This window comes from Piscibacillus sp. B03 (assembly GCF_052246295.1).
Taxonomy (GTDB): domain Bacteria; phylum Bacillota; class Bacilli; order Bacillales; family Alkalibacillaceae; genus Piscibacillus.
In genome coordinates this window covers 60,107-80,919 of the sequence record NZ_JBQQCO010000013.1, presented here as the reverse complement: position 1 = coordinate 80,919, position 20,813 = coordinate 60,107, and the positions used below count along the sequence as shown (strand labels likewise).

The window sequence follows — 20,813 nt, the reverse complement described above, 5'->3', positions numbered from 1 at the left end:
ACACCTTACTTTAACTCAAAAGTTTCAATCACTTCATACTTTTGTTCCCGACTCGGATGAATACGATATAGATTTAATTGCTCTACTCCAAAAGAAAAAGTTCTTGGCTCTTCTAACTTATTTTCTAGTGCTTCTTTTGATAGGTGTAGCTTACCTTTACCCCATTTCTTAGCGATCGTAATATGTGGTCGATAAGGACGCTTTTCTTTCTCAATTTCAATGGTTTCTAAGTAATCATCCACTTGCTGCTTAAAGTCTAGAACTTCTTGATTGCGTTCAATCTCAGCATACATAACGCGAGGTTGATCTTCTTTCCCAAAAAAATTAAGCCCACTCATCTTCAAATGAAGAGGTGATTGTTCGATATTTTTCAAAAGTCGTTTAATATCACTTAATTTCTTTGCGTTGACTCCACCTAAGAAACGCACCGTAATGTGAAAATCTTGTCCATGAACCCATTTACGATAATCCACAAAAGGCTTCAAGGCCTCCTGCCACTTCGTTAAGTACTCCTTATATTCTTGCGGCACTGGAAACCCGATAAAATAATGAGGATCGTCAGGCATTTACTCGTCACTTCTCTTTCTATTAAAAATTTTTTGATTTTTTTATTTATTTTATAGTACAATATTTTTAAATCAATCATATCATGTATTCAAAAAATTTCCAGAGGTGGTTTTTTGAGTTACCCGTCAGAAACAATGTTAAACCGTATTAAAGACATTTATATGTATCTGAATGAACGAGGAACAGCCACAACTAGAGAACTGTCTGAGCAATTTGGACTGTCAGACCGCACCATTCAACGAGATATTAATATTTTACAGTATAATGGATTAGTTGAAAGTTACAGAAAAGGGGAATGGACGACGACGGATAAAAAAGTCAAACTTCCCAAAGTAGATTAATGCGCTTGTAACTGTTGAATTTCTTCTTCTGTCAATTCGCGATAATCACCACGTTCTAATTGATCATCAAGCACTAGACTTCCCATTTGTAAACGCTCTAATTCAACTACTTTATGACCAAGGGATGCGAACATTCGCTTGATTTGATGAAATTTTCCTTCTGTAATGACAACACGCACATACGAGATGTCACCCGCTTCAGCAATGATTAAATCAGCAGGTTTTGTCACATATCCATCGTCAAGCTCAACACCCTGTTTAAAAGCTTCAACGTCTTGGTCTGTCACATATCCTTCTATGTGTGCTTCATAAGTCTTCTCAACGTGTTTTTGAGGAGATAATAACCTGTGAGCTAATTCCCCATCATTCGTTAATAACAATAAGCCCACCGTGTCTTTGTCCAAACGCCCGACCGGAAACAACGAAAAAGGTCGATAAAATTTGTCTAATAAGTCAGTCACACATGTTTCCACATGGTCCTCTGTCGCGGAAATTACGCCTTTTGGTTTATTCATCATAATATAAATATAATCACGATAATCCAACACTTGTCCGTTCACAACAATTTCGGACTCTTTAGGATCAACGTGGAAAGACGAATCTTTAATCGTCTTCCCATCTATTTGAACCTTACCTTTTTTAATGTACTTCTTCACATCTTTTCTCGAACCAAACCCTTGATTGGCTAAAATTTTATCTAAACGCATGTAGATCCCCCTTATGGGAAAAGTTTTGCCAGACGATTAACACGATCACCTAATAATCGTTGGAGCAAGGTTGTCTTGTATGCTAGCCATAAGTAGACATATCCACCAACAGGAACCGCAACAAGCACTTGTACTATAAACTTGGCACGTGTAGGTTCTGCATCGAACGGTAGACCGACTAGCCATCTCACAATCACAACCACAATAGCCATAACCGCTGTTAAAATCGCAATTAATAAGGACTGCTTAAATAATGGTTTTACTTTAAAGCGCGTCACACGATGAATTTTATAAAAATTTAAAGACGCAGCCGTTAATACAGCAATCCCCGTTGCAAAGACGGCACCTTTAGCTTCGAATATGAATATGAGTGGAAAGTTAAGGGCAATTTTTAACGCTAGCCCGATTCCCAAACTCACGACCGCAAAGTTCTGTCTATTAATTCCTTGTAACATCGCTGCACTCACAGTGAATAAAGCAAAGAATAATGACACAGGTGCATAATAACTCAGTAATGACCCGGCATAATCAACCGCGGTCTCAACCTCATATAACGTACCGTATGCTTGTACTGATAAAATGGACAAGCCAACAGCAGCTGGGAGCACTAGTAACATGACAATTAGAGTCGCTTGATTAATGTATTGAGTATAAAGGTGTCGATCATTTTCAGTATAAGCTTTTGTAATAGCAGGTAAAACCGCCATCGCAAGACCAATCGCTAATGTCACAGGGATGATGACTAGCTTGTGACCGTACACTAGGATTACGGATAACATTTGTTCAGAAACCTCTGCAAGTCCGATTGATGACATAATCCGGTTAAACGTAAACTGATCGACCATTTGATACATCGGTGTCGCAATACCTACTAATATAAAAGGACCAGCATAAGACAACAACTCTTGATAATATTTTTTATCTGGTAAAGCTAATGTTCCACCTGTTTTTTCAAGTTCCCGATCCATCGTTGGTTTATGCCTTCTATAAAACCAAAACAGCACGAAAGCTGATGCAATTGCACCGATGAACGCGGCGAATGCAGCTAGTCCAACAGCATTTCGAATCGTTCCATCCAAGACTTTAATGACGATAAACGCACCTACTAATAAAAACGCAATTCGGACAATCTGCTCGACTACGATCGACACAGCACTTGGAGCCATATCTTGATGTCCCTGGAAATACCCCCGAATTAAACTCATCGGCGCAACTATAATCAGCGCAAAACTCACCATTTTTATCACAAACGCTGCATCATCAGCAGAGTTAGCCAAATCCTCATCGGAAATAAAGTACTGTGCTAGCCAATCAGCACTGAAAAACATAATTAAAAACGTCACAAGCCCCATTAACATCATAAACATGATGCCTGTTTTAAACATCGACTGTTTCGTCGCATGGTCTTCTAATGAATCATACTTGGCAACGAATTTAGCCATGGCCATTGGTATGCCTAATGACGATAAGGTTAAAAATATTTGATAAGGATTATAAGCATATGAATAAAGCGTTCCCCCTACATCACCTACTAGTGCGTAAAAGGGAATCACATATAACATTCCTAGAATTTTAGATGTATAATTGGCACCCGTCAGCATCATCGTGCCACGGATCATCTTGTTTGACATGTTTTCACCTACAATTGTTGTTCAATCTAACCATTATATTTTATCATATAATAGAATGGTATAAATTAAGAAACGCGTACAATCGACCCAATGATTGGGACAAAAGTTATGCATACCCATAAACATTTTATCCTACTTACTTTTAAACAGAAAGGCTTGAAACTAAATTGAAATATGATGTTGTTGTAATAGGTGGTGGCCCTTCAGGATTAATGGCGGCGATTACAGCCGGCAGGAACGGCGCAAACACCCTACTTATTGAAAAAGGAAATAAACTAGGACGCAAGCTTGCAATTAGTGGCGGGGGCCGATGTAATGTAACAAACGTGTTACCTGATGAAGAATTAATCGCGCATATTCCGGGTAACGGCAAATTTTTATATAGCGCGTTTTCGATTTTTAATAATTCTTCGATCATTGAGTATTTCGAATCGCTTGGTGTGAAATTAAAAGAAGAAGACAAAGGCCGCATGTTCCCCGTGAGCGATAGTGCGAAAACGGTTGTGAGCACATTGGTGAAACAGTTGGACGTGCTTGGGGTTAAGGCTCGGATGAATACGAAGGTTGAAGCCGTTCACTATGGTGAGGATTCGCATGAGATTATTTTAGAAAATGAAAAAATCGCAACGTCGTGTGTCGTCATTGCGGTTGGCGGGAAATCTGTTCCGAACACAGGCAGTGAAGGTCAAGGTTACGCCTGGGCCAAGAAAGCTGGCCATACGATTACCGAATTGTACCCAACTGAAGTGCCTTTGACGTCTAATGAGGCGTTCATTAAAGACAAAACGCTTCAAGGCATTTCATTGTACGACGTTGAAGTAACAGCTTTAAAACCTAACGGCAAACCGATTCAAGCTCACAGATGGGACATCCTGTTCACCCATCAAGGCTTATCAGGACCTGCCGCCTTGAGACTCAGCCAGTTTGTCGTTAAAGCATTGAAAAAGTTCAAAGTTGATTCGCTTGATGTCGCGATCGATTGCTTACCAGATGAAGGTGAGCAAAACCTGGCTGATAAGCTGATGAAGATGGCAAAAGAAAGCCCAAATAAGTCGGTGAAACAAGTGTGGAAGGGGCTTGTACCTGAGAGATATTTGTTGTTCCTAATGGATCAAATCGGATTGGACCCAAGCACCACGTATCACCATCTCAAGAAAAAAGAAGTGCTGGATTTAGCAGCCATGATGAAGGGCTTTAAAATGAAAGTTAACGGAACCTTGTCGATTGAAAAAGCCTTTATCACAGGCGGCGGCGTATCGCTTAAAGAAATCGTGCCGAACGAAATGGCATCTAAAATGATGGATCGCCTGTACTTCTGCGGCGAAATTTTAGACATCCATGGCTACACAGGTGGATTTAATATTACCGCTGCCTTTTCAACCGGCTTTGTCGCAGGACTGCACGCTGCACAGAGAGCGAGTGAGGTTAAGGGTTAATGTAGATGCTTTTTCGCTAGTGCGAAAAAGCGACCATATGAATTATAATTGGAGGCTTTTGCGCCTGGCGCGCAAAAGCTTCTTTTTTGAAACTTTTATCTACCCCTTTTTCAGGTTTATCTACCCCGTTTCGGAATATATCTACCTCGAAATTTGTCGACGAAGTAAAAAACGTCATTTTATCTACCCCACAAACGAATTTATCTAACCTTTTAGAATGACGTAGCATTTTCGCCCAAGCGAAAATGCACGATAACAATACCAATTGAAGCTTTTGCCCCCAGCGCGCAAAAGCTTCCTAATTAAAAACCCCTCACCGACACTGGCAAGGGGTATGACCTATTGAAACCTTAAATCATCTATTCTTATATTTTCAAAATCAACATCTTCATCGACAACAATCTTACCTTCGTAAACTGTTTCTCCAGTTGTCGCATCAATAACATGAATGGCATTTCCATCCAGCATGTAAACCCGTTGATCTTTTACATCAAAGAATGGTGATGTTTGATGTTCTAAACCAGATTCTATTTCTGGTTCCGATTGCGGCATTTTAATTCCATCCATGAACTCTTCACTCTCAATATCATAAGGTATAATATTTAGTGATTCTTCGCTAGGTTGCATGAAATAGATCAACTGTCCGTCAAATCGTTGTGCACTTCCGTATTCTTCTGCAGGTAAATCCAGTTGTGTCATCTCACCATTTTGAATGTCATATTTATAGAGCTTCTCTTCTCGTTCCGTTTCGCGAAGACCGTCTTCCCCTTCTTCAAGAAGAACCTCTGTCGCTCTTAGTACCATCGAATCGGCAGGTTCATGCATGATTGATTCTCTTAATTTTCGTACTTCTACATATCGATTTTCACCCGGTTCATCGCTTTCAAACACTTCTTGATCACTTACCATCACTTTCGATTCAACATCGTAGACAAATTCTCTAACCTTTCTTCGATCATTTTGTTGCACAAACTCAACATATAAGTAAATTCGACCATCAATGTACTGAACTTCTAACACATTGGCATAATGAGTATTCTCAAGATTAATGACTTTATGTTGTTCCTCTTCAGTATCCTTATTTAGAAATGATACACGTAGCTCTGCACGAGACTGTCCATTAAAATAGTCCCACTCAGAGTCCACAATCACTAAGGCATCATCACTATTATAAAAATTATCATAAAGGTAAGGTTGACCTCTCATAAAATTACGATATTCATTGATTAATTCGTCCTCAAGAGTCGAACGCCTTCCGATAATCTCTTCAGTAAACGATCGCTCACTACCATAATTTGTATCCTCTCCATCGAAATTGAACGTATTATAACGATTGTCAACTATATAAGAACCTGAAAGTCCTATACCCTCAACTAGACTTTCATCGCCACTGACATGCTCAATCTGGATACGTGGCAAATCACTACTTGCTAATGATGATTGGATAAGATACGTACTTAATCCAATCACAATAAACGCGAGTACAACAACCGACTTCCAATACTTTTTCATAATTTCTCCCCCTTACACACGAATTCGATCGTTTAATAATTTTCGACTAACCATAATTGACACAGCTGCGACAATGACAAGTAATACACCCATAATCGCTAGTAACTCACCATCATATAAATACGCCCTTGATAAAACTTCATAATTTAAAATCCCAGGCAATACTACTAATGCAAGACTTAGCACAAAATAAATCGCACCCAGAATAATCCCTTTAATACGAAAGCTTCGTTCCATTAGGATTCCCGTGAATACAACCATCACGGAAACTAAGCCTATTCCGTACATAATAAAGAAGCCATCGATGCTCTTAGGTAAAATCATATAGGTAACAGGATAACCTTCCATTAACATTCGTAATGACATATCCGCTCTAAACATCTCAGATAACATCGCATCGAACAATGCTCTCTCAAGTACAAGCGCCACAAACTGGAACGTCGCAAGCGCCAGCGTCGCGATGAAAATGGCAATAAGTTTAGAAAAGAAAATATTTAAACGTTCTGTCGGCAACATCAACAGACGATAAATAAACGTATTCTTGCCAAACCAATCACGATACCAAATTAAAAAGATATAAAACAAGATCGCACCAACACTAATGAAAATCGGTCCTAAGAAAAACATGTTGTACATAACCATTTCAAAGGACAATGGCCCCATCTGTTCAAGCGCTTGCGCCTGAGACATCTGGCCATCCGTAATCAAATCATTTAAGCGATTTTTATATTCCGATACAACATATACAACACCGATCATCTGAAATAGCAACACAAATCCCATTAACACAAACAACATCTTACTCATACGGTTAAATTCAAAGTTCGTTAATTTTAAAAATTTCTTCATCCGCGATACACCTCCCGCATGACATCCACAACGGATTTACCTTCCGTCTCACGTATTTCCTCAGTACTGAACTCTTTGTAAATCGTTCCTTCATCTAATAACACAGCTTTGTCAATTAAATGCTCTATATCCTGAATCTCGTGCGTCGTAATAATCACGCCACGATCTTCGATTAAATGTGTCGTAAATACTTCTGCAATCTGTTCACGGCTGAAAATATCTATCCCCGAGAATGGCTCATCCATTAAAATGTAATCCACATCTAATGCAAGGCCGAGTAACAGGTTCACCTTTGCTGTATTACCTTTAGATAAGCTCGAAATTTTTTCTTCGCGTTTTAAGTTAAAAAACTTAAGCAGATCATCTGCGCGCTCTTGATTCCACGCCTCATAATAGTCATTCATGAAATCCATCGCTTCATCGATTGTAAAACTCGGAATCATCGTCGTGGAATCAGGTATAAACGCAATGTTCTCAAATGTCTTTTTCGTGACTTTTTCGCCATCTACTAAAATGTCACCCTTAAATGGCGTTAATTTCATAATGGAATTTAGGATCGTTGTTTTACCAACACCATTGACCCCAATTAAACACGTAATTTCACCTTTATTGGCAGTGAAGCTGACGCCCTTTAATACTTCTTTACGGCCGAACTTCTTTACCAGATCCTTCACTTCAATCATTGGAATCCCCCTTTTCATAATTTCGTTTGACGAGATTTAACGCATCATCAAGTGGCACATTAATCGATTTGACCGACGTGACGAACTCATCGACCGCTTGAACAATTAACTCATCTCTCAAGTTTTGTAATACCGTCTCATCAGAGGTCACACGACTTGGTTGATTCTTCTCTGTCTTAATCAAACCCTCTTCCTCCATTTCCTTATAAGCCCGCTGTGCCGTATTCGGGTTGATCTTCAGCTGATTGGCTAGCTCCCTCCGTGAAGGAATCGCCTGCCCCGGCTCTAGAAACCCTTTCGCGATTTGATTCTTAAAATGGCGAACCACCTGCACATAGACGGGATCACGATTGTTGAATTGTATATTCATCTCAAACACTCCCGTTGTTTCTGAAGTAAGCTTACTCGAGTTAGTGTATTAACACCTTAATACACCCTGCGCAAAAAAAATATGTATTAAGTGCTTAATACACCGATAACTGTATTATAGGGTTAATACACTTCGTAAGTCAATCACTTTTTCGAAAAAAATTTTAATATGGTAAAATGGTGGTCGGAAATTAGAGAGGAGATTGACACCCTATGAAACTCGTATCCTGGAACGTGAACGGCCTACGCGCTGCCGTAAGAAAAGGTTTTTTAGATTATTTTAATGAAGTCGATGCAGACATTTTTGCCGTACAAGAAATTAAATTACAAGAAGGCCAAATAGATTTAGAGTTAGAAGGTTACGAACAATATTGGAATTATGCTGAGAAGAAAGGCTATGCAGGAACGGCTGTTTTTACGAAACACACGCCACTTAATGTTACGTACGACATGAACGGCGACTCACACCCAGAAGGACGAATCATCACACTTGAATTCGAAAACTATTATTTTGTCACGGTCTATGTACCGAACTCACAGCGTACACTCGCGAGACTCCCTCACCGCCTTGAGTGGGAGGATGAGTTTTTCAACTATATTCATAGACTTGATGAAGACAAGCCTGTGATCTTGTGTGGCGATATGAACGTTGCGCACGAAACGATTGACGTACGAAACGACAAAACCAATCATGGTAACTCTGGTTTTACTAAAGAAGAACGTGGAAAAATGAGCCGCCTACTAGACAGCGGCTTTATCGATACCTTAAGACACTTCCACCCCGACCGCGACGACATCTTCACCTGGTGGTCCTACATGAAAACCGTCCGAGAACGCAACATCGGTTGGAGAATAGACTACTTTATTGTGTCTGAACGCCTTCAGGATCAATTAATAGATTCCGACGCCCATACAACGGTCATGGGGAGCGACCACTGTCCGATTTGTTTAGAGATTAACTTATCATAAATTATTAGAAAAGAGGATGGCCAAAAGAAAAAATAGCTTATTAGAAAACGAATATTGATTGTTATTAGCGTAGTCAAAATGCTAAGACTCCAGGTCGGCTAAGGTCGGCCACGTCCTGTGGCCAACGCCGACACTAGACCATCCGGGTCGTCGCAGAACAGCACGAGCTGAAAATCACGCCAAACGAACGACAGTGAGTTTGGGGAAGTTGAAGCCGTGCCTGCAGAAAGCGAAGCATTCTGACTACGCTAATAGAGATGACGAAAGTTAGGAATAACTTGACTCCTAAGTCTAATTCAAAGTTAAGATATATTTTGCCCCAGCCTCTTCTCTATTTTTGTGAGTTCTTAATCAACTTTACTAGTTTTAATTTTTCTAGAAGCAACGAAAAGCATGATACCTGATACGACTAGTGTGACAGGTATCGCATCGTACCATCTCTCGTTTTCTTGCGTTAAAATTGCTTGTTCAGGCAAGACGTATTTAAATGGATTAAACCATGCTAAAGCATCCATTGAAATAGTAGTTGTTAAAATGTAACCTAATACTAAAGTCCCTAACAGGGCAAACAATGTCATAATCGTTTGTTTAAACAACAAGTTGTAAAGTAAGTAAAGTGAAATCGTGAATATCACCATGACGCTCATTAATCCAACAGCCTGTGCTACATACTCAACAACCGTCAGTGCCCTTAAAACACCATCCACTTCAATAATGACTGGGTATTGGAAATCACCTTTCGTCCCAAACAGATAACTAACTCCGAGTGACGCCAACAATACAACCACTAAAACCATTAAATAGACAACTAGAGAGCTTACAAATTTACTGACAATAATATGAGTCCGATTAAATGGTTGCGTAAACAATAAGTTAATCGATCGACTTTCAAACTCATTGGTCATCAAGTCACCAATTAATAGCAATACAACCACTAACGCACCTAACGTCACCCATAAATTGACTACTTGAAGCAAAAAGTTAGGTGGCGCTTGACTATAGTTTTCTATTTCTTTCGGAAGACCTTGTGTTAAAAGTTGATAGTTTAACGCGATCGTATGACGAATTTCCTCTTCAGAAATGGGATACTCTCCCCCTGCCATACGATAATCTCTTACTTGTTCCATGAAAGATACTTCAACATTTAATTGCTGTTGCCAATGATCTGTCCCAACCAAACTATGAAGTTCCTTAGCTGTAACCAAAAGCTCCAAGTTCATCTCTTGAAGCACTTCAATTTCTTCGTATTCTTCTGTACCTTCTTCAAGATGCTGTTCAAGCTGTCGATTATAATGACTTGCATTCATCTCACTTACTTCTATTAAATAGTTGTAGTCAGATAGCTTTTCATCCAAGACATAATCTTCTAAAATAACATTTCGAAAAAACAACAGTATAACTAACGCGACCAAAAAAGCCAATAAAACTAAAAACTTTTTCGAAAAGAACAATTTCTTAAATTCAAAGACTAGTAACTTCATACAGATGCGTCCCCTTCAAACAGCTCACGATAGCGTTTCTCAGCACCGACACGTTCATTTTCAATATCTAAAATTGCTACATCCTGCTTATTTAAATGATTAATGACAGTCTGAAGTTCAACATCTGTTTCTTCAAATTTTATTTGTTCTTGGTTATAAAGTGAAAAAGGGACTGCAGCTCCTTCTAAAACATCTTCAGCCTTCTTCAAGTCATCAACTGTTAAGTAATATTCTTTTGTTGCAAATTGCTCGAGTGACTCTTTTAAAAGCGCCCCATCTTTTAAAAAGTATATTTTATTCGTCAGTCGATCAATTTCATCAAGGTTATGCGACGATACAATAACCGTCGTTCCTTTTTCTCTTAGCTCTAACAAAATATGACGCATATCAATCGCACTCGTTGGATCCAACCCCGTTAACGGTTCATCCATTAATAATACTTTTGGATTATTAATAATAGCCATCGCTAACAACAAGTGCTGCTTCATCCCTAAAGAGAAATTTTGTACGCGTTTCTTTAAGTAACTTTCCATCCCAACGCGCTTAGCGACTTCTTCAACTTTCGATTTCGGCAATCCTTGAACATCGCAAATAAATTTCAAATGATCATAAGCGGTTAACGTTCCGTATAAAATTCGATTATCTTGAAGATATGATACGTCTTTGAAGATTTTCGTATCAGTATTTTTCTGACCGAGCAATTCCACCTCACCTTGATCATACGTCAACAAATTGGTCATGCAATTCATTAATGTTGTCTTACCCGCACCATTTGGGCCTACTAGCGCAATAATCTGTGGTTCTTCTACTTCTATATCGATTCCTTTTAAAACCCAATCCTTTTTGTACTTTTTCTTTAGACCTTTAACTTTAACAATCATGCAAAAACCCCCTCACTACTTCATTCTCACTTTCATTGAAAAATATGACACGATTAAAACTAGTAAACTACTAATTCCAAGTGTCACCACACCATTGACGAAATTGATGTTAAAATTCTCCTGTACTAATGCTGTTTCCAGCGTGATTATGTCGTACACTTCGAAATATAAAAATGGATTATAAGTACCAACGATTAGATCATTGAATTGCACTCCCAAAAACACGACAGCTAAGGTTAAACCAATCGCAATCGATGTTCGTCTTGCTAATACTGAAAATAAAAACAGCCAAGCATAACAGAAAACGAGTACCATTAAGAACAACAACGCCGACCATAATAAAAATATTCCCATCGGCATAAAGCTAAACTGGAACTCAGGTTCATAGATGAGTACAGGATAATCCCATGCACCCAAACGATCAAAAACGACCCCTAGCAGTAACGAAAATAAACCAACACCTACAACCGTCAATAATGACAACATCGCAATGGTGATAACTTTACTGACGTAAACAGATTCACGTCGTACTGGTTGTGTGTATAGAAAATGAATCGGACCATTTTGCCCTAATCCTTCTCTCGTCATGACATTACCAAACAAGAATAAGAAAAAAGCCGCACCGAATACCGTTAAAAACATTTCAAACAATCGGTATAAAAAATACACACCAGTTGAGGAATGGATATTACTAAAGTCATGAGCAATTTCTTCTGCTATTTCTGAATCAAACACTTCATCGTACACCGTTAATTCAGAGAAATTATGAATGGGAAATACGGGACGAATCTCACGGTCTCGAAGCCAGCGATTGCGTTCTAAGTGAACTTCCAGACTGAAGTGTGTCGGCCAAGTATAAACTTGTTCTTCTGCTTGTGTTGGGGATCTTTCAAAATGTTCTTCACCCACACCCACCTCGACTTGTGTAACCTTTTTCCAATCTTGGTTTTCATACGCTTTAAGTCTTGTTTCATTTCTTTCAATTAGCATGAGAATGTTTTCTATTCTTTTAGCGTCTGATAGGGATTTTACGTCATCTATGTCGTCCCCTATTTCAAATCCCATTTCTTCTAAAAAACCTTCATAGCCTATAAGTTGCCGCTCTGTCTCTTCTATGCTGTCTTCCACACGTTCGGTGTTTATGTAATTGTAGATATAATAGCCACTAACCACTAGAACTAATAAAGCTAGCAATATGTAAAAGAATGCGGATTTTGTGGCTTTCTTCATCTCAAACATGATGAATTCATACATAAGATTGCGATCTCCCCTCATAACTTTCAGTGGAAAATTTCCAATATTTCTAATATTTATTTTCTATATATTTTTCAAAATCCCTTCTCGTATGGAAAAAAATTGAATTTATCTAAACTTAATGCTAGAATATTAAAAAAACTCCCATAACAAAGGAGATGTGATAGTGAAGAGATTATTATTTTTACTTTGTGGAATTCTTATATTAACTGCATGTATAGGTGAAGAGGTAAAGCCACCTACTAACGACCTTGAATCAGAGACAGAAATCGTCCAGGAGAACAAAGAGGAGGAGTCAGAAGAAAACGCTAGATTAGATCGTCCGCCCACATTTGAAGTAGCAGTAAGTAATAAACTATATTTTTCTCCACGTGACACGTTATGTTGGGAACCTGAACAAAGGCCATGCGACCTTGAAAAGAATGACCCTCAAGAGATTACGAGTGAGCTACATAACATTACAGTCAATCCTAACGATCAAATATCTTATGAAATCAGCACAACGGAAGAAATTATGGAGAAAATAGGAGACTTTGCTCCTGAGCCTGATCGTGTCGTTGTAACGCGATACCATAAAGGAGAAGTACAAGAAGAATTTGAAATGGAAAATAAATCTTTTAACGCTCCTGAAGAACATGGGTTACATTATTATTTATTTCATGTCATATGGGATGATGAGTATTACGGGGAAGCAATTCATGGCTTTAAACTTTACGTACGGGAGTAATAGTTATGTACACTCTACCTTCCCTTACGAATATGTAAAAACTCCACGGCCCGAGCCGTGGAGTTTCTGTCATGAAGCGACGCGTTGCTTAACGGTTTCTCTCTTAGTTACTTTCACACTTGCTTCCTGAAAAGCACAGTACACAAACATCCCCGCAACGATTAAGTAGCCGAGTGAATACTGAGGAGCTGCATTGAAGGCTAACTCAGGTGCGTGCATGAAGCCTGCAAAAGATAGTCCTGCTGCCACTAACGCGAACAACCCTGCTTTCACAAACTCACGATCAATCACAAACACGGTGATCGCACCTAAGATAATCGCGGTAAACATCGCGCCTTGACCGAGCGGCACGATGCCTTCCGAGATGCCCGCAACCGTCTCACCTGCGCTATTATTAAAACGCGTCATTACATAATTCGCAAAATACGGAAGCATCGCAATCGCCACTGCTGGAAAATATTTTGCTTCGTTGGATTGAAAAGCCGTCCCTACCATTGATAGACCAACAAATACTAGAATCGGTGCTACCGCCGCAATTGGAATAACCGCCGACAACGCCGCAATCACACCGGTCACAGCGGCAAGTCCAAACACGCCTGCGTTTAAAATACTATACCCTCGACCTGCTCCCATTTCTTTTGATCCAACCGTCGCAATATAAATCGTCGTTGGAAACAATCCGCCAAAAACAGCACCTAACATCGTACCAACGCCATCAACAGCCTGACATTCTCGTACATCATACGAATCACCCGCTGCCGCCATGGCATCCACATTGTTCATCGTTTCGATCGCATTGTATAACGTTATCGGCAAAATCACTGCTAACAAGCCAACTAATGCCGTGAACAACAAACTCATTCCATCAAATGCGGCTAAGCTAGGTAAAATAGGGTAAAACCCAACATTCGAAAGACCTTCAGATACTTTATCCGCCGATTGATACCCAAGTGTTAACGCCAACACCGTTCCAATCACAATCGCAAATAACGTTGGCGGAATATTAAATGGCATCGCAACTTTACCGATCACGCCAATAATGATAATGACAAGCGTCACCAACCCAACCACAGGAATCGAAAACGTATTAAACAACATTTCCCCTGCAATAAACGTCAGTGCAACACCGGCTAAAGCCCCGAGCATCGCGGCTCTTGGAATCTGTTTACGGACCCAGTTTCCTGTAAAACTTACTAAAGCTTCAATCAGACCACTTAAAAACGCAGCCGCCACTGCTACTTTCCAAGCAAGCTCAGGGTCATTCGTTAGCGCAAGAGCTGGCGCCGTTACACCAAATAAAAACACAAACATCACAGGCGTGCTAATCCCATAAGACATCGCCGTGACATCGGTTCGGCCCTCTTTTTTCGCCAAACGATTTGCCATATAAGCGTAATACAAATTTCCAACCATCACAGCCACTGCCGCACCTGGTATCACTTTTCCGAACACAATACTAGCCGGAAATCCCATCCCAAGCATCGTCACCGCGATAATCACAAAGTTCGCGAGGTTATTTTGAAAAAGCGCGAAAAACGCATCCGTATCTTCTTTTTTAAACCATGGATAATTAACCGTTTGATTCATAGTTTAAACCTCCTCTTTTGTTTCATCTAAAAATGTCACGCTCGAGCCTTCGAGTGATTGAATTCGTGCTAAAGACTCCACTTGATAACCCGTCTCTTCAATCTTTTGTCGCCCGGACTGAAACGACTTTTCGATTACAAACCCAATCCCGACAATGCTCGCACCTGACTGTTCAACCACATCCAGCAAGCCCAGCGCAGCCTCTCCGTTTGCTAAAATATCATCCAGGATCAGTACTCGATCATCCGAATTCAGAAAATCCTTCGACACCGTAATTTGGTTTGTTTCCTCTTTCGTATATGAATAAACTTGACTCGTGTAAAGATGATCCGTCATTGTTAGTGACTTTTTCTTACGAGCAAACACTAGCGGCACACCCAGCTCATGAGCTGCCATAAAGCTCGGCGCAATCCCTGACGTTTCAATCGTTAACACTTTCGTGATACCAGCATCTTGAAATCGTTTAATAAACTCACGACCAATCTGCACCATCAAGCTAGTATCAATCTGATGGTTCAAAAATTCATCTACTTTAATCACGCAATCTGATAACACAGACCCTCTCTCCTCGATTGCTTTCCGTAGTTGTTCCATGTCAATGCCTCCCTTAAATATAAAAAAGCCGAATGCAAGAATCACCCATGACTATAAGCGATTCATCACATTCGACTTGTCTTTATAAAAAAGTATACAAGGCATCATACAAGCACTAGAGACTTGTATGTTCGTATAATGAAAATCGCTTGTAGTCAAGTCATTTACGGTAACTTGGTAGAAACTCGTGGGCCATATTCCCACTATTATACAAGCGTTAATTTATTTAGTTGTTCGTGTATGATTGTGATTATATATTAAATCATTAAAAAATAAAACCCCATTTTCTAAAAAAACGAACAAAATTTAGAAAATGAGGTCTTAAGTACGTGTTCTTAATTTAATGGTTCTAACTCTTCCTCGGTCACCCACTTATGATTTAATACCTTCATACCATTAGGGAGTTCAAAATCGACAATGTAAACCGTTGTCGGAATGGAATAATCAATCGTATGAACCGTGTCGTTCATCCCTTTCATATGTTGCGCACGAGTAAAAACTTCTTCTCCGCCCTCCAAAGGGTCAGCCGCTACATCCACGACGAGCTCCTCATGCACTACCCATTTATGCTCTTGCACTCGCATACCAGAATTCGTTGATGTATAGGTCGTCGCATAAGCAATGGTCTCATACGCCCCAACAATGGTCACTTCAACCCCATCCATCATCCCAGCCATATGATCAGCCCGACTCAATGCCTGACTCCCAACTGGATACGTCGGATTCTCAGCCACCCTCAATTCACTCGGAACTTCAGGTGACCCCTCATATACCATATCAAGATGATGCATTGCCATTTCATCACCGCTCAGGACCCCGTAATGCGGATTTTGAGTAACGTAAAAAGAAAAGAAACCAACGAATAACACCAGTATAATTAAGACATCTTTCTTCGTCATGCGTGTGCAGCCTTTTGTCCTTTTTGTTTAAACCAAAAGCCCAGTAAAATCAGCACGACACCAGAAGTTAAAAAAGCCAAGTCATAAAGCAAAGGATTCTCCGCCATCGGATTTACTCGATGCACCTGAAGAATATGGTGGTCAATAATTCCTTCAACTAAATTAAACACGCCACCACCAACTAAAATCCCACTTAAAAATATATCCCCGTTGTGACCCAGCTCACCTTTTCTAGCATCACGAAAAATTTTAATCGCACCCAAACCATCAGTGCCGAAAACGCAGCCGTAAACAATCCATCCATATAAATTTCTAAATGAATATTAGGACTCATAATCATATGATGCCACTGAAGCAATTGGTGGAACACAACACCATCAATCGCACCTAAAATACCTAGACCCAATATAAATCCAGCTGTAAATAAGTTCTTATTTCCTTTTGTCATGTTAACCATCCTTTAAGTTTTCATCCTTAAAAGGATAGCCAATAGTTTACAAAGAAATACAAATTAGGAATGTAATTTGTGGTATAATTTACTAAATAAAACCTTGAGGGGGATGAGTGTGAGGTTAATATTAGTGATTATGTTAGTCACATTTATGACAGCTTGCACCGATGATCAAGCAGAAGACTTACTATTACACCAGCCCATCGACACCAACAACGTTGAAAATGTGTATGTTAATGGTGTTGATTCATTAGAGAGCTATGCTTCTGTCATTGATGCCTTTAATAATTATCAAGCAGAAAATGTATCCGAATCGAATGACGCGATTTCCGAGACAAGTGAATTTACTGTAATTGAATTAAAGTCAGGCGCTGAAATTTTTATGATAAAAGATAATGATTCTACATACATCAAACGTAATGACACCAATGAAGGCGGACCGTTAATAACTTATAAACTATTAGACAATGAATCTGAGTTAGAAAGGGTTATCGTGGAACAAATACAGTAGACTCAATTAATGATCTTTTAGAACTCCTAAATACTCCTTCCACGGCCCGACATCTGAATCATACCGCTTAGCCATGACTCTAACTATTTGGTTAATGTGAGTTAAATCATGCACCACCCACGTTGAAAGTAATTCGCTTAATTTCACAGTTCCAAAAGCAGGGTGGACACCTTTTAACTCTAAGTGGAGGTCAGGGTCTATGGCATCTTTTATTTTAGCAATATTTAGTGTCCTGATCCTTTGAAACTCCTGTAACTTATCATCAATGGATACATATTCACTATTATGCAAGTGCGCAAAGCGAGCAAATGGAGAGAATGGCTTACGATATCCTTGTTGGAGAATCCACTCAACTCGAGGAATCCAGTTCGAGTTCTCTCCTTCAATAAGGTGACCAACCACCTCATAAACATTCCAAGTACCTTCACCTTCATGACAAGACAACCATTCATCAGATAAACCAGATAGAAAACTTTCCAAAGTCTTGGGGGTTTTCTCCAGAAGTTCGATAGCTTCTTTCATGTTAAAGTTCATAGTATGGCTCACTTCAGTTGATTTGCGAAATTTATAATCGCTTTATTGTCATCTTTATAAGATAGCTCTGCACCTAATTTACTGACGTACCATTCAGTTGATAACTCTACATTTGTGACTGGAATATAAGTGGTTCCAACCCTTAATAATTTTTCGCTCAATTAAATCATCCATTCTAAGTTAATTTAATAAAAATTTAACGAATTTCTTGTATCTCAATATGATTCTTTTTAAGTTCTAAAACTTCAAACTGACCTAATAAGCCTCTAACTTCTATTGAAAAGTATTCGCTACCACCTGAATCAAATTTGATGTATTGTCTCTTCGTTTGCATTGCCATTCCTAAAAAGCCACTAGATGGACTATAATAAAAATCGCCACTAACATATTTTTCTCCTGTTGATTCTAGGATTATAATATGACATTTTTCATCTTCACATGAGATATTATAATGATCTTCAAACCATTGTACAAAGTCGTTTTCATCTGGTTTAGTAAGATTGAAAATAACTATAAGGATAACAATAATCATAGCCAATCCAACTAAAAAATAAATTTTGTTCTTCAAAAAATCTCCTCTTTACATTTTTATTAGACATTACATGCTAATTAATAAATTTCCCTACCAATTTCAACCCCACTGCTCCAACAGTCAAAGTTGCTGCAACTAACGTGACCACAAAAGCAACAAACTCCGCTTGGGGATTATTGGCTACAACATTTAACAGCCAAATGAGTTCAACAAAAATGACCATCACCCACAAAAGAAATAAGCCTTTCAATTGTTCTTTAGACAATTCTTATTCCTCCTTTAAAAATGGCACTCTTAGTTATTCTTACTAATATTAACAGCGATATATAACAACAATCCAAACGCTGCCCCGCCTAATAAGATCATTCCGAAACCTTCAAGAAAGGCTAAGGCATACGCCAAAACCATGCCTAATAGTACATATAAAAATAGTTTCACTTCTATCACTCCCTACTGATTAACTTGTTCAATTGTCTCAAGCTTCCCTTTTTCTGGTGTGCGTTTATTCCACACAAAACTGATCAAGTACGTCTGTTCTTCTTCAATTAACCGATACTCATTGCTTGAAACTTTCACCTTTTTATCTTCGATGACTATGTAATAATTCCTGTCCTCATGCAATTTTTCTTCAACTTCAAAAATGCCACCTGTTGAGACTTCTTGTGCTTGATGTTCAATAATCAACATCATACCGATAATGGATGCCACAACGAGTGATCTGATTATAATCTTCTTAAATCCCCACTTTCCCCGCTTCTCTCTTTTTATCAAGTAATTTAGTAAAAAAATCACATATAACAAAAACAAGATCGGCACGAAATACAGTGCGATATTAGCTGGCAAATATAATAGCTCATGCAGGGTATAATTATAATCCGCAATCGCCTGAATCCGCCCTAGCTGCAGCCCAATAAACGCTACAAAAATCAGTCCGACCAGCCAATACGATATTACCTTTTGTGCTTTATAAGCTTTCATAAATTAATCTACCATCAACTCGCTTGGTGATAATGAATTTTCTTTCCTACTTTAATCGACAACACGACAACAAAAACCCCAAGCAAGATTTCCATCATGCCAGTTATAATCGGAACCCATCTTAGGCCGAACACCGTTATGATCACACCTGATAAAAAGGCCCCTAGTTGAATCGATAACGAATACGTCGTTTGCCAAGTCGCAAAGATCCGCCCTCTCATATGGTCCGGCACTTCATGTTGCATCGTTGTACGTTCATAAGGTCCATTGAACGCTCCGACAATTCCAAATAAAATAAGCACAATCATCCCTTGAATATAGTTCGACGTCAGGCCGAAACACATCCAAATCAAACCGAACAACATATAGTTCAGACCATAATACACGCGGTTCTTAAACAAAAAGTTCCGCTTAGCAAGTGTATAAGCCACGATGAATGCCACAACCCCGTGCGCGACATATAAATAACTCAATATGTAATCTTCTTCCTGGTAAACTTCAGCTGTAAACTGTTGAAGCATCAGATTAAAGTTTCCAATAATGATTCCTGAGAAAATCGCTGCTACGACCACTGACAGCACCCACTTGTTCACGTTGATCTGAGTGATTCCTTCTTTAAACTCTAGTAAATAGTTTTTACGTGCCACCGTCTTTTCTGGCGTTTCAAAATATTTGGTCGCTTGATAGCTTAATAGCGCAGCCACCAGACACGTGATTACATTTAATAGAAACACAAACTCCAAACTTGAAACAGCTAGTAACACCCCGCCTAGCGAAGCTCCCGTCAGCCTCAACACATTATTAAGCGAAAAACTAAACGAGTTTGCCTTAACTAGGTCTTCCTTTTCAATGATATCTGGAATCACTGTTTGCACACACGTACCATTGATGTTGCCAGATAATAAAATGAACAACCTCGCAACTAAAAACACGACCCACTGCCAGTCACCTGGCGTACTAAACATGACTAAAAAGAATCCAAACCCAATCGCGGCTGTGATTTCCGTTACTACAATCAACTTCTTAACATTTAACCGATCAATCCACACTCCCGAAAAATAGCCCAAGATAAGCGGAATCAAACCACTGACCGCCCATAAAGAACCAAATGCCAGACCACTCTCCGTTAATCGATCTAACAACACAAGCATTGCCAAGAACGCCGCCCAGTTTGTCAAAATAGTCATGATCGAAGCAACTTGCAACAAGCCGTAAGCAGGATATTTTTTATATAAGTGATATAGAACCATTCTATGATCTTCATTTCTATAATATGGAATAAATTAGTCAAGGAAATGGTACTACAATTTTCAAAAAATT

At 39.2% G+C, this 20,813-nt stretch carries 24 protein-coding genes, 2 pseudogenes and 1 riboswitch; of the genes and pseudogenes, 5 read left to right on the top strand and 21 right to left on the bottom strand.

Features of this window, described 5'->3' with window-relative positions; translation table 11 throughout:
• Positions 1-5: 5 nt before the first annotated feature.
• Complete coding sequence (gene thpR / locus ACTWQB_RS10380; RefSeq protein ID WP_443139114.1) at positions 6-566, bottom strand: RNA 2',3'-cyclic phosphodiesterase; 561 nt, start codon at positions 564-566, stop codon at positions 6-8.
• Positions 567-701: 135 nt separating this feature from the next.
• Between thpR and ACTWQB_RS10375 the strand changes: the two genes are divergently transcribed.
• On the top strand, positions 702-908 hold the full coding sequence (locus tag ACTWQB_RS10375) for a DeoR family transcriptional regulator (RefSeq protein ID WP_443139124.1): 207 nt from the start codon (positions 702-704) through the stop codon (positions 906-908).
• On the opposite strand, the gene ACTWQB_RS10370 is transcribed toward ACTWQB_RS10375, so the two are convergent.
• Positions 905-1,615, bottom strand: coding sequence for a pseudouridine synthase (locus tag ACTWQB_RS10370; RefSeq protein WP_443139113.1), 711 nt, complete (start codon positions 1,613-1,615; stop codon positions 905-907). The genes ACTWQB_RS10375 and ACTWQB_RS10370 overlap by 4 nt on opposite strands.
• 11 nt (positions 1,616-1,626) lie before the next feature.
• Entirely contained in the window at positions 1,627-3,246 is a 1,620-nt protein-coding gene (locus ACTWQB_RS10365) for a putative polysaccharide biosynthesis protein (protein WP_443139112.1), read from the bottom strand.
• 167 nt (positions 3,247-3,413) lie between these two features.
• Here ACTWQB_RS10365 and ACTWQB_RS10360 point away from each other — a divergent pair, with 167 nt between their 5' ends.
• Positions 3,414-4,682, top strand: a complete 1,269-nt coding sequence (locus ACTWQB_RS10360) for an NAD(P)/FAD-dependent oxidoreductase (RefSeq protein ID WP_443139111.1) — start codon at positions 3,414-3,416, stop codon at positions 4,680-4,682.
• Between the two features lie 339 nt (positions 4,683-5,021).
• On the opposite strand, the gene ACTWQB_RS10355 is transcribed toward ACTWQB_RS10360, so the two are convergent.
• Genes ACTWQB_RS10355 through ACTWQB_RS10340 form a run of 4 tightly spaced genes read right to left on the bottom strand, consistent with a single transcriptional unit; the run spans position 5,022 to position 8,096 of the window.
• On the bottom strand, positions 5,022-6,194 hold the full coding sequence (locus tag ACTWQB_RS10355) for a hypothetical protein (protein ID WP_443139110.1): 1,173 nt from the start codon (positions 6,192-6,194) through the stop codon (positions 5,022-5,024).
• A gap of 12 nt (positions 6,195-6,206) precedes the next feature.
• Positions 6,207-7,043, bottom strand: a complete 837-nt coding sequence (locus ACTWQB_RS10350) for a hypothetical protein (protein ID WP_443139109.1) — start codon at positions 7,041-7,043, stop codon at positions 6,207-6,209.
• On the bottom strand, positions 7,040-7,726 hold the full coding sequence (locus tag ACTWQB_RS10345; protein WP_443139108.1) for an ABC transporter ATP-binding protein: 687 nt from the start codon (positions 7,724-7,726) through the stop codon (positions 7,040-7,042). Before ACTWQB_RS10345 ends, ACTWQB_RS10350 begins: the two co-directional genes overlap by 4 nt.
• On the bottom strand, positions 7,719-8,096 hold the full coding sequence (locus ACTWQB_RS10340) for a GntR family transcriptional regulator (RefSeq protein ID WP_443139107.1): 378 nt from the start codon (positions 8,094-8,096) through the stop codon (positions 7,719-7,721). Before ACTWQB_RS10340 ends, ACTWQB_RS10345 begins: the two co-directional genes overlap by 8 nt.
• 212 nt (positions 8,097-8,308) lie before the next feature.
• Here ACTWQB_RS10340 and ACTWQB_RS10335 point away from each other — a divergent pair, with 212 nt between their 5' ends.
• Entirely contained in the window at positions 8,309-9,064 is a 756-nt protein-coding gene (locus tag ACTWQB_RS10335; RefSeq protein ID WP_443139106.1) for an exodeoxyribonuclease III, read from the top strand.
• 347 nt (positions 9,065-9,411) lie between these two features.
• Here ACTWQB_RS10335 and ACTWQB_RS10330 read toward each other — a convergent pair whose 3' ends face one another.
• From ACTWQB_RS10330 to ACTWQB_RS10320, 3 genes are read right to left on the bottom strand one after another with little or no spacing between them, the layout of a single operon-like run.
• Positions 9,412-10,545: an ABC transporter permease subunit gene (locus tag ACTWQB_RS10330; RefSeq protein WP_443139105.1), complete on the bottom strand. Its 1,134-nt coding sequence runs from the start codon at positions 10,543-10,545 to the stop codon at positions 9,412-9,414.
• Entirely contained in the window at positions 10,542-11,426 is an 885-nt protein-coding gene (locus tag ACTWQB_RS10325) for an ABC transporter ATP-binding protein (RefSeq protein WP_443139104.1), read from the bottom strand. Before ACTWQB_RS10325 ends, ACTWQB_RS10330 begins: the two co-directional genes overlap by 4 nt.
• 15 nt (positions 11,427-11,441) lie before the next feature.
• Entirely contained in the window at positions 11,442-12,680 is a 1,239-nt protein-coding gene (locus ACTWQB_RS10320; protein ID WP_443139103.1) for an ABC transporter permease subunit, read from the bottom strand.
• A 166-nt stretch (positions 12,681-12,846) separates the two neighbouring features.
• On the opposite strand from ACTWQB_RS10320, the gene ACTWQB_RS10315 reads away from it, so the two are divergent.
• Positions 12,847-13,407: a hypothetical protein gene (locus ACTWQB_RS10315; protein ID WP_443139102.1), complete on the top strand. Its 561-nt coding sequence runs from the start codon at positions 12,847-12,849 to the stop codon at positions 13,405-13,407.
• Between the two features lie 69 nt (positions 13,408-13,476).
• On the opposite strand, the gene ACTWQB_RS10310 is transcribed toward ACTWQB_RS10315, so the two are convergent.
• From ACTWQB_RS10310 to ACTWQB_RS10295, 4 genes and pseudogenes are all read right to left on the bottom strand, one after another.
• On the bottom strand, positions 13,477-14,994 hold the full coding sequence (locus ACTWQB_RS10310) for an NCS2 family permease (RefSeq protein ID WP_443139101.1): 1,518 nt from the start codon (positions 14,992-14,994) through the stop codon (positions 13,477-13,479).
• Positions 14,995-14,997: 3 nt separating this feature from the next.
• Positions 14,998-15,588: a xanthine phosphoribosyltransferase gene (locus ACTWQB_RS10305; protein ID WP_443139100.1), complete on the bottom strand. Its 591-nt coding sequence runs from the start codon at positions 15,586-15,588 to the stop codon at positions 14,998-15,000.
• Positions 15,589-15,720: 132 nt separating this feature from the next.
• A riboswitch (purine riboswitch) is annotated at positions 15,721-15,822 on the bottom strand.
• A 101-nt stretch (positions 15,823-15,923) separates the two neighbouring features.
• Positions 15,924-16,487 carry a DUF1541 domain-containing protein gene (locus ACTWQB_RS10300; protein ID WP_443139099.1) on the bottom strand — a complete coding sequence of 188 codons (564 nt, stop codon included), beginning with the start codon at positions 16,485-16,487 and terminating at the stop codon, positions 15,924-15,926.
• Positions 16,484-16,935: pseudogene (locus ACTWQB_RS10295) on the bottom strand (DUF2243 domain-containing protein). Before ACTWQB_RS10295 ends, ACTWQB_RS10300 begins: the two are co-directional and overlap by 4 nt.
• Positions 16,936-17,053: 118 nt before the next feature.
• Here ACTWQB_RS10295 and ACTWQB_RS10290 point away from each other — a divergent pair.
• Positions 17,054-17,449 carry a hypothetical protein gene (locus ACTWQB_RS10290; RefSeq protein WP_443139098.1) on the top strand — a complete coding sequence of 132 codons (396 nt, stop codon included), beginning with the start codon at positions 17,054-17,056 and terminating at the stop codon, positions 17,447-17,449.
• A gap of 6 nt (positions 17,450-17,455) precedes the next feature.
• Here the strand turns inward: ACTWQB_RS10290 and ACTWQB_RS10285 are convergent, their stop codons facing one another.
• From ACTWQB_RS10285 to ACTWQB_RS10255, 7 genes and pseudogenes are all read right to left on the bottom strand, one after another.
• Positions 17,456-17,983 carry a DinB family protein gene (locus ACTWQB_RS10285; protein WP_443139097.1) on the bottom strand — a complete coding sequence of 176 codons (528 nt, stop codon included), beginning with the start codon at positions 17,981-17,983 and terminating at the stop codon, positions 17,456-17,458.
• Between the two features lie 17 nt (positions 17,984-18,000).
• A pseudogene (locus ACTWQB_RS10280) lies at positions 18,001-18,144 on the bottom strand (VOC family protein); the annotation flags it as partial.
• A gap of 35 nt (positions 18,145-18,179) precedes the next feature.
• Positions 18,180-18,551 carry a hypothetical protein gene (locus ACTWQB_RS10275; protein ID WP_443139096.1) on the bottom strand — a complete coding sequence of 124 codons (372 nt, stop codon included), beginning with the start codon at positions 18,549-18,551 and terminating at the stop codon, positions 18,180-18,182.
• Between the two features lie 37 nt (positions 18,552-18,588).
• Entirely contained in the window at positions 18,589-18,780 is a 192-nt protein-coding gene (locus ACTWQB_RS10270) for a hypothetical protein (RefSeq protein WP_443139095.1), read from the bottom strand.
• Between the two features lie 29 nt (positions 18,781-18,809).
• Complete coding sequence (locus ACTWQB_RS10265; protein WP_443139094.1) at positions 18,810-18,953, bottom strand: hypothetical protein; 144 nt, start codon at positions 18,951-18,953, stop codon at positions 18,810-18,812.
• 12 nt (positions 18,954-18,965) lie between these two features.
• A complete protein-coding gene (locus tag ACTWQB_RS10260) occupies positions 18,966-19,493 on the bottom strand; it encodes a hypothetical protein (RefSeq protein WP_443139093.1) in 528 nt (175 codons plus the stop codon).
• A 14-nt stretch (positions 19,494-19,507) separates the two neighbouring features.
• Positions 19,508-20,743 carry an MFS transporter gene (locus ACTWQB_RS10255; protein ID WP_443139092.1) on the bottom strand — a complete coding sequence of 412 codons (1,236 nt, stop codon included), beginning with the start codon at positions 20,741-20,743 and terminating at the stop codon, positions 19,508-19,510.
• Positions 20,744-20,813: the final 70 nt, after the last annotated feature.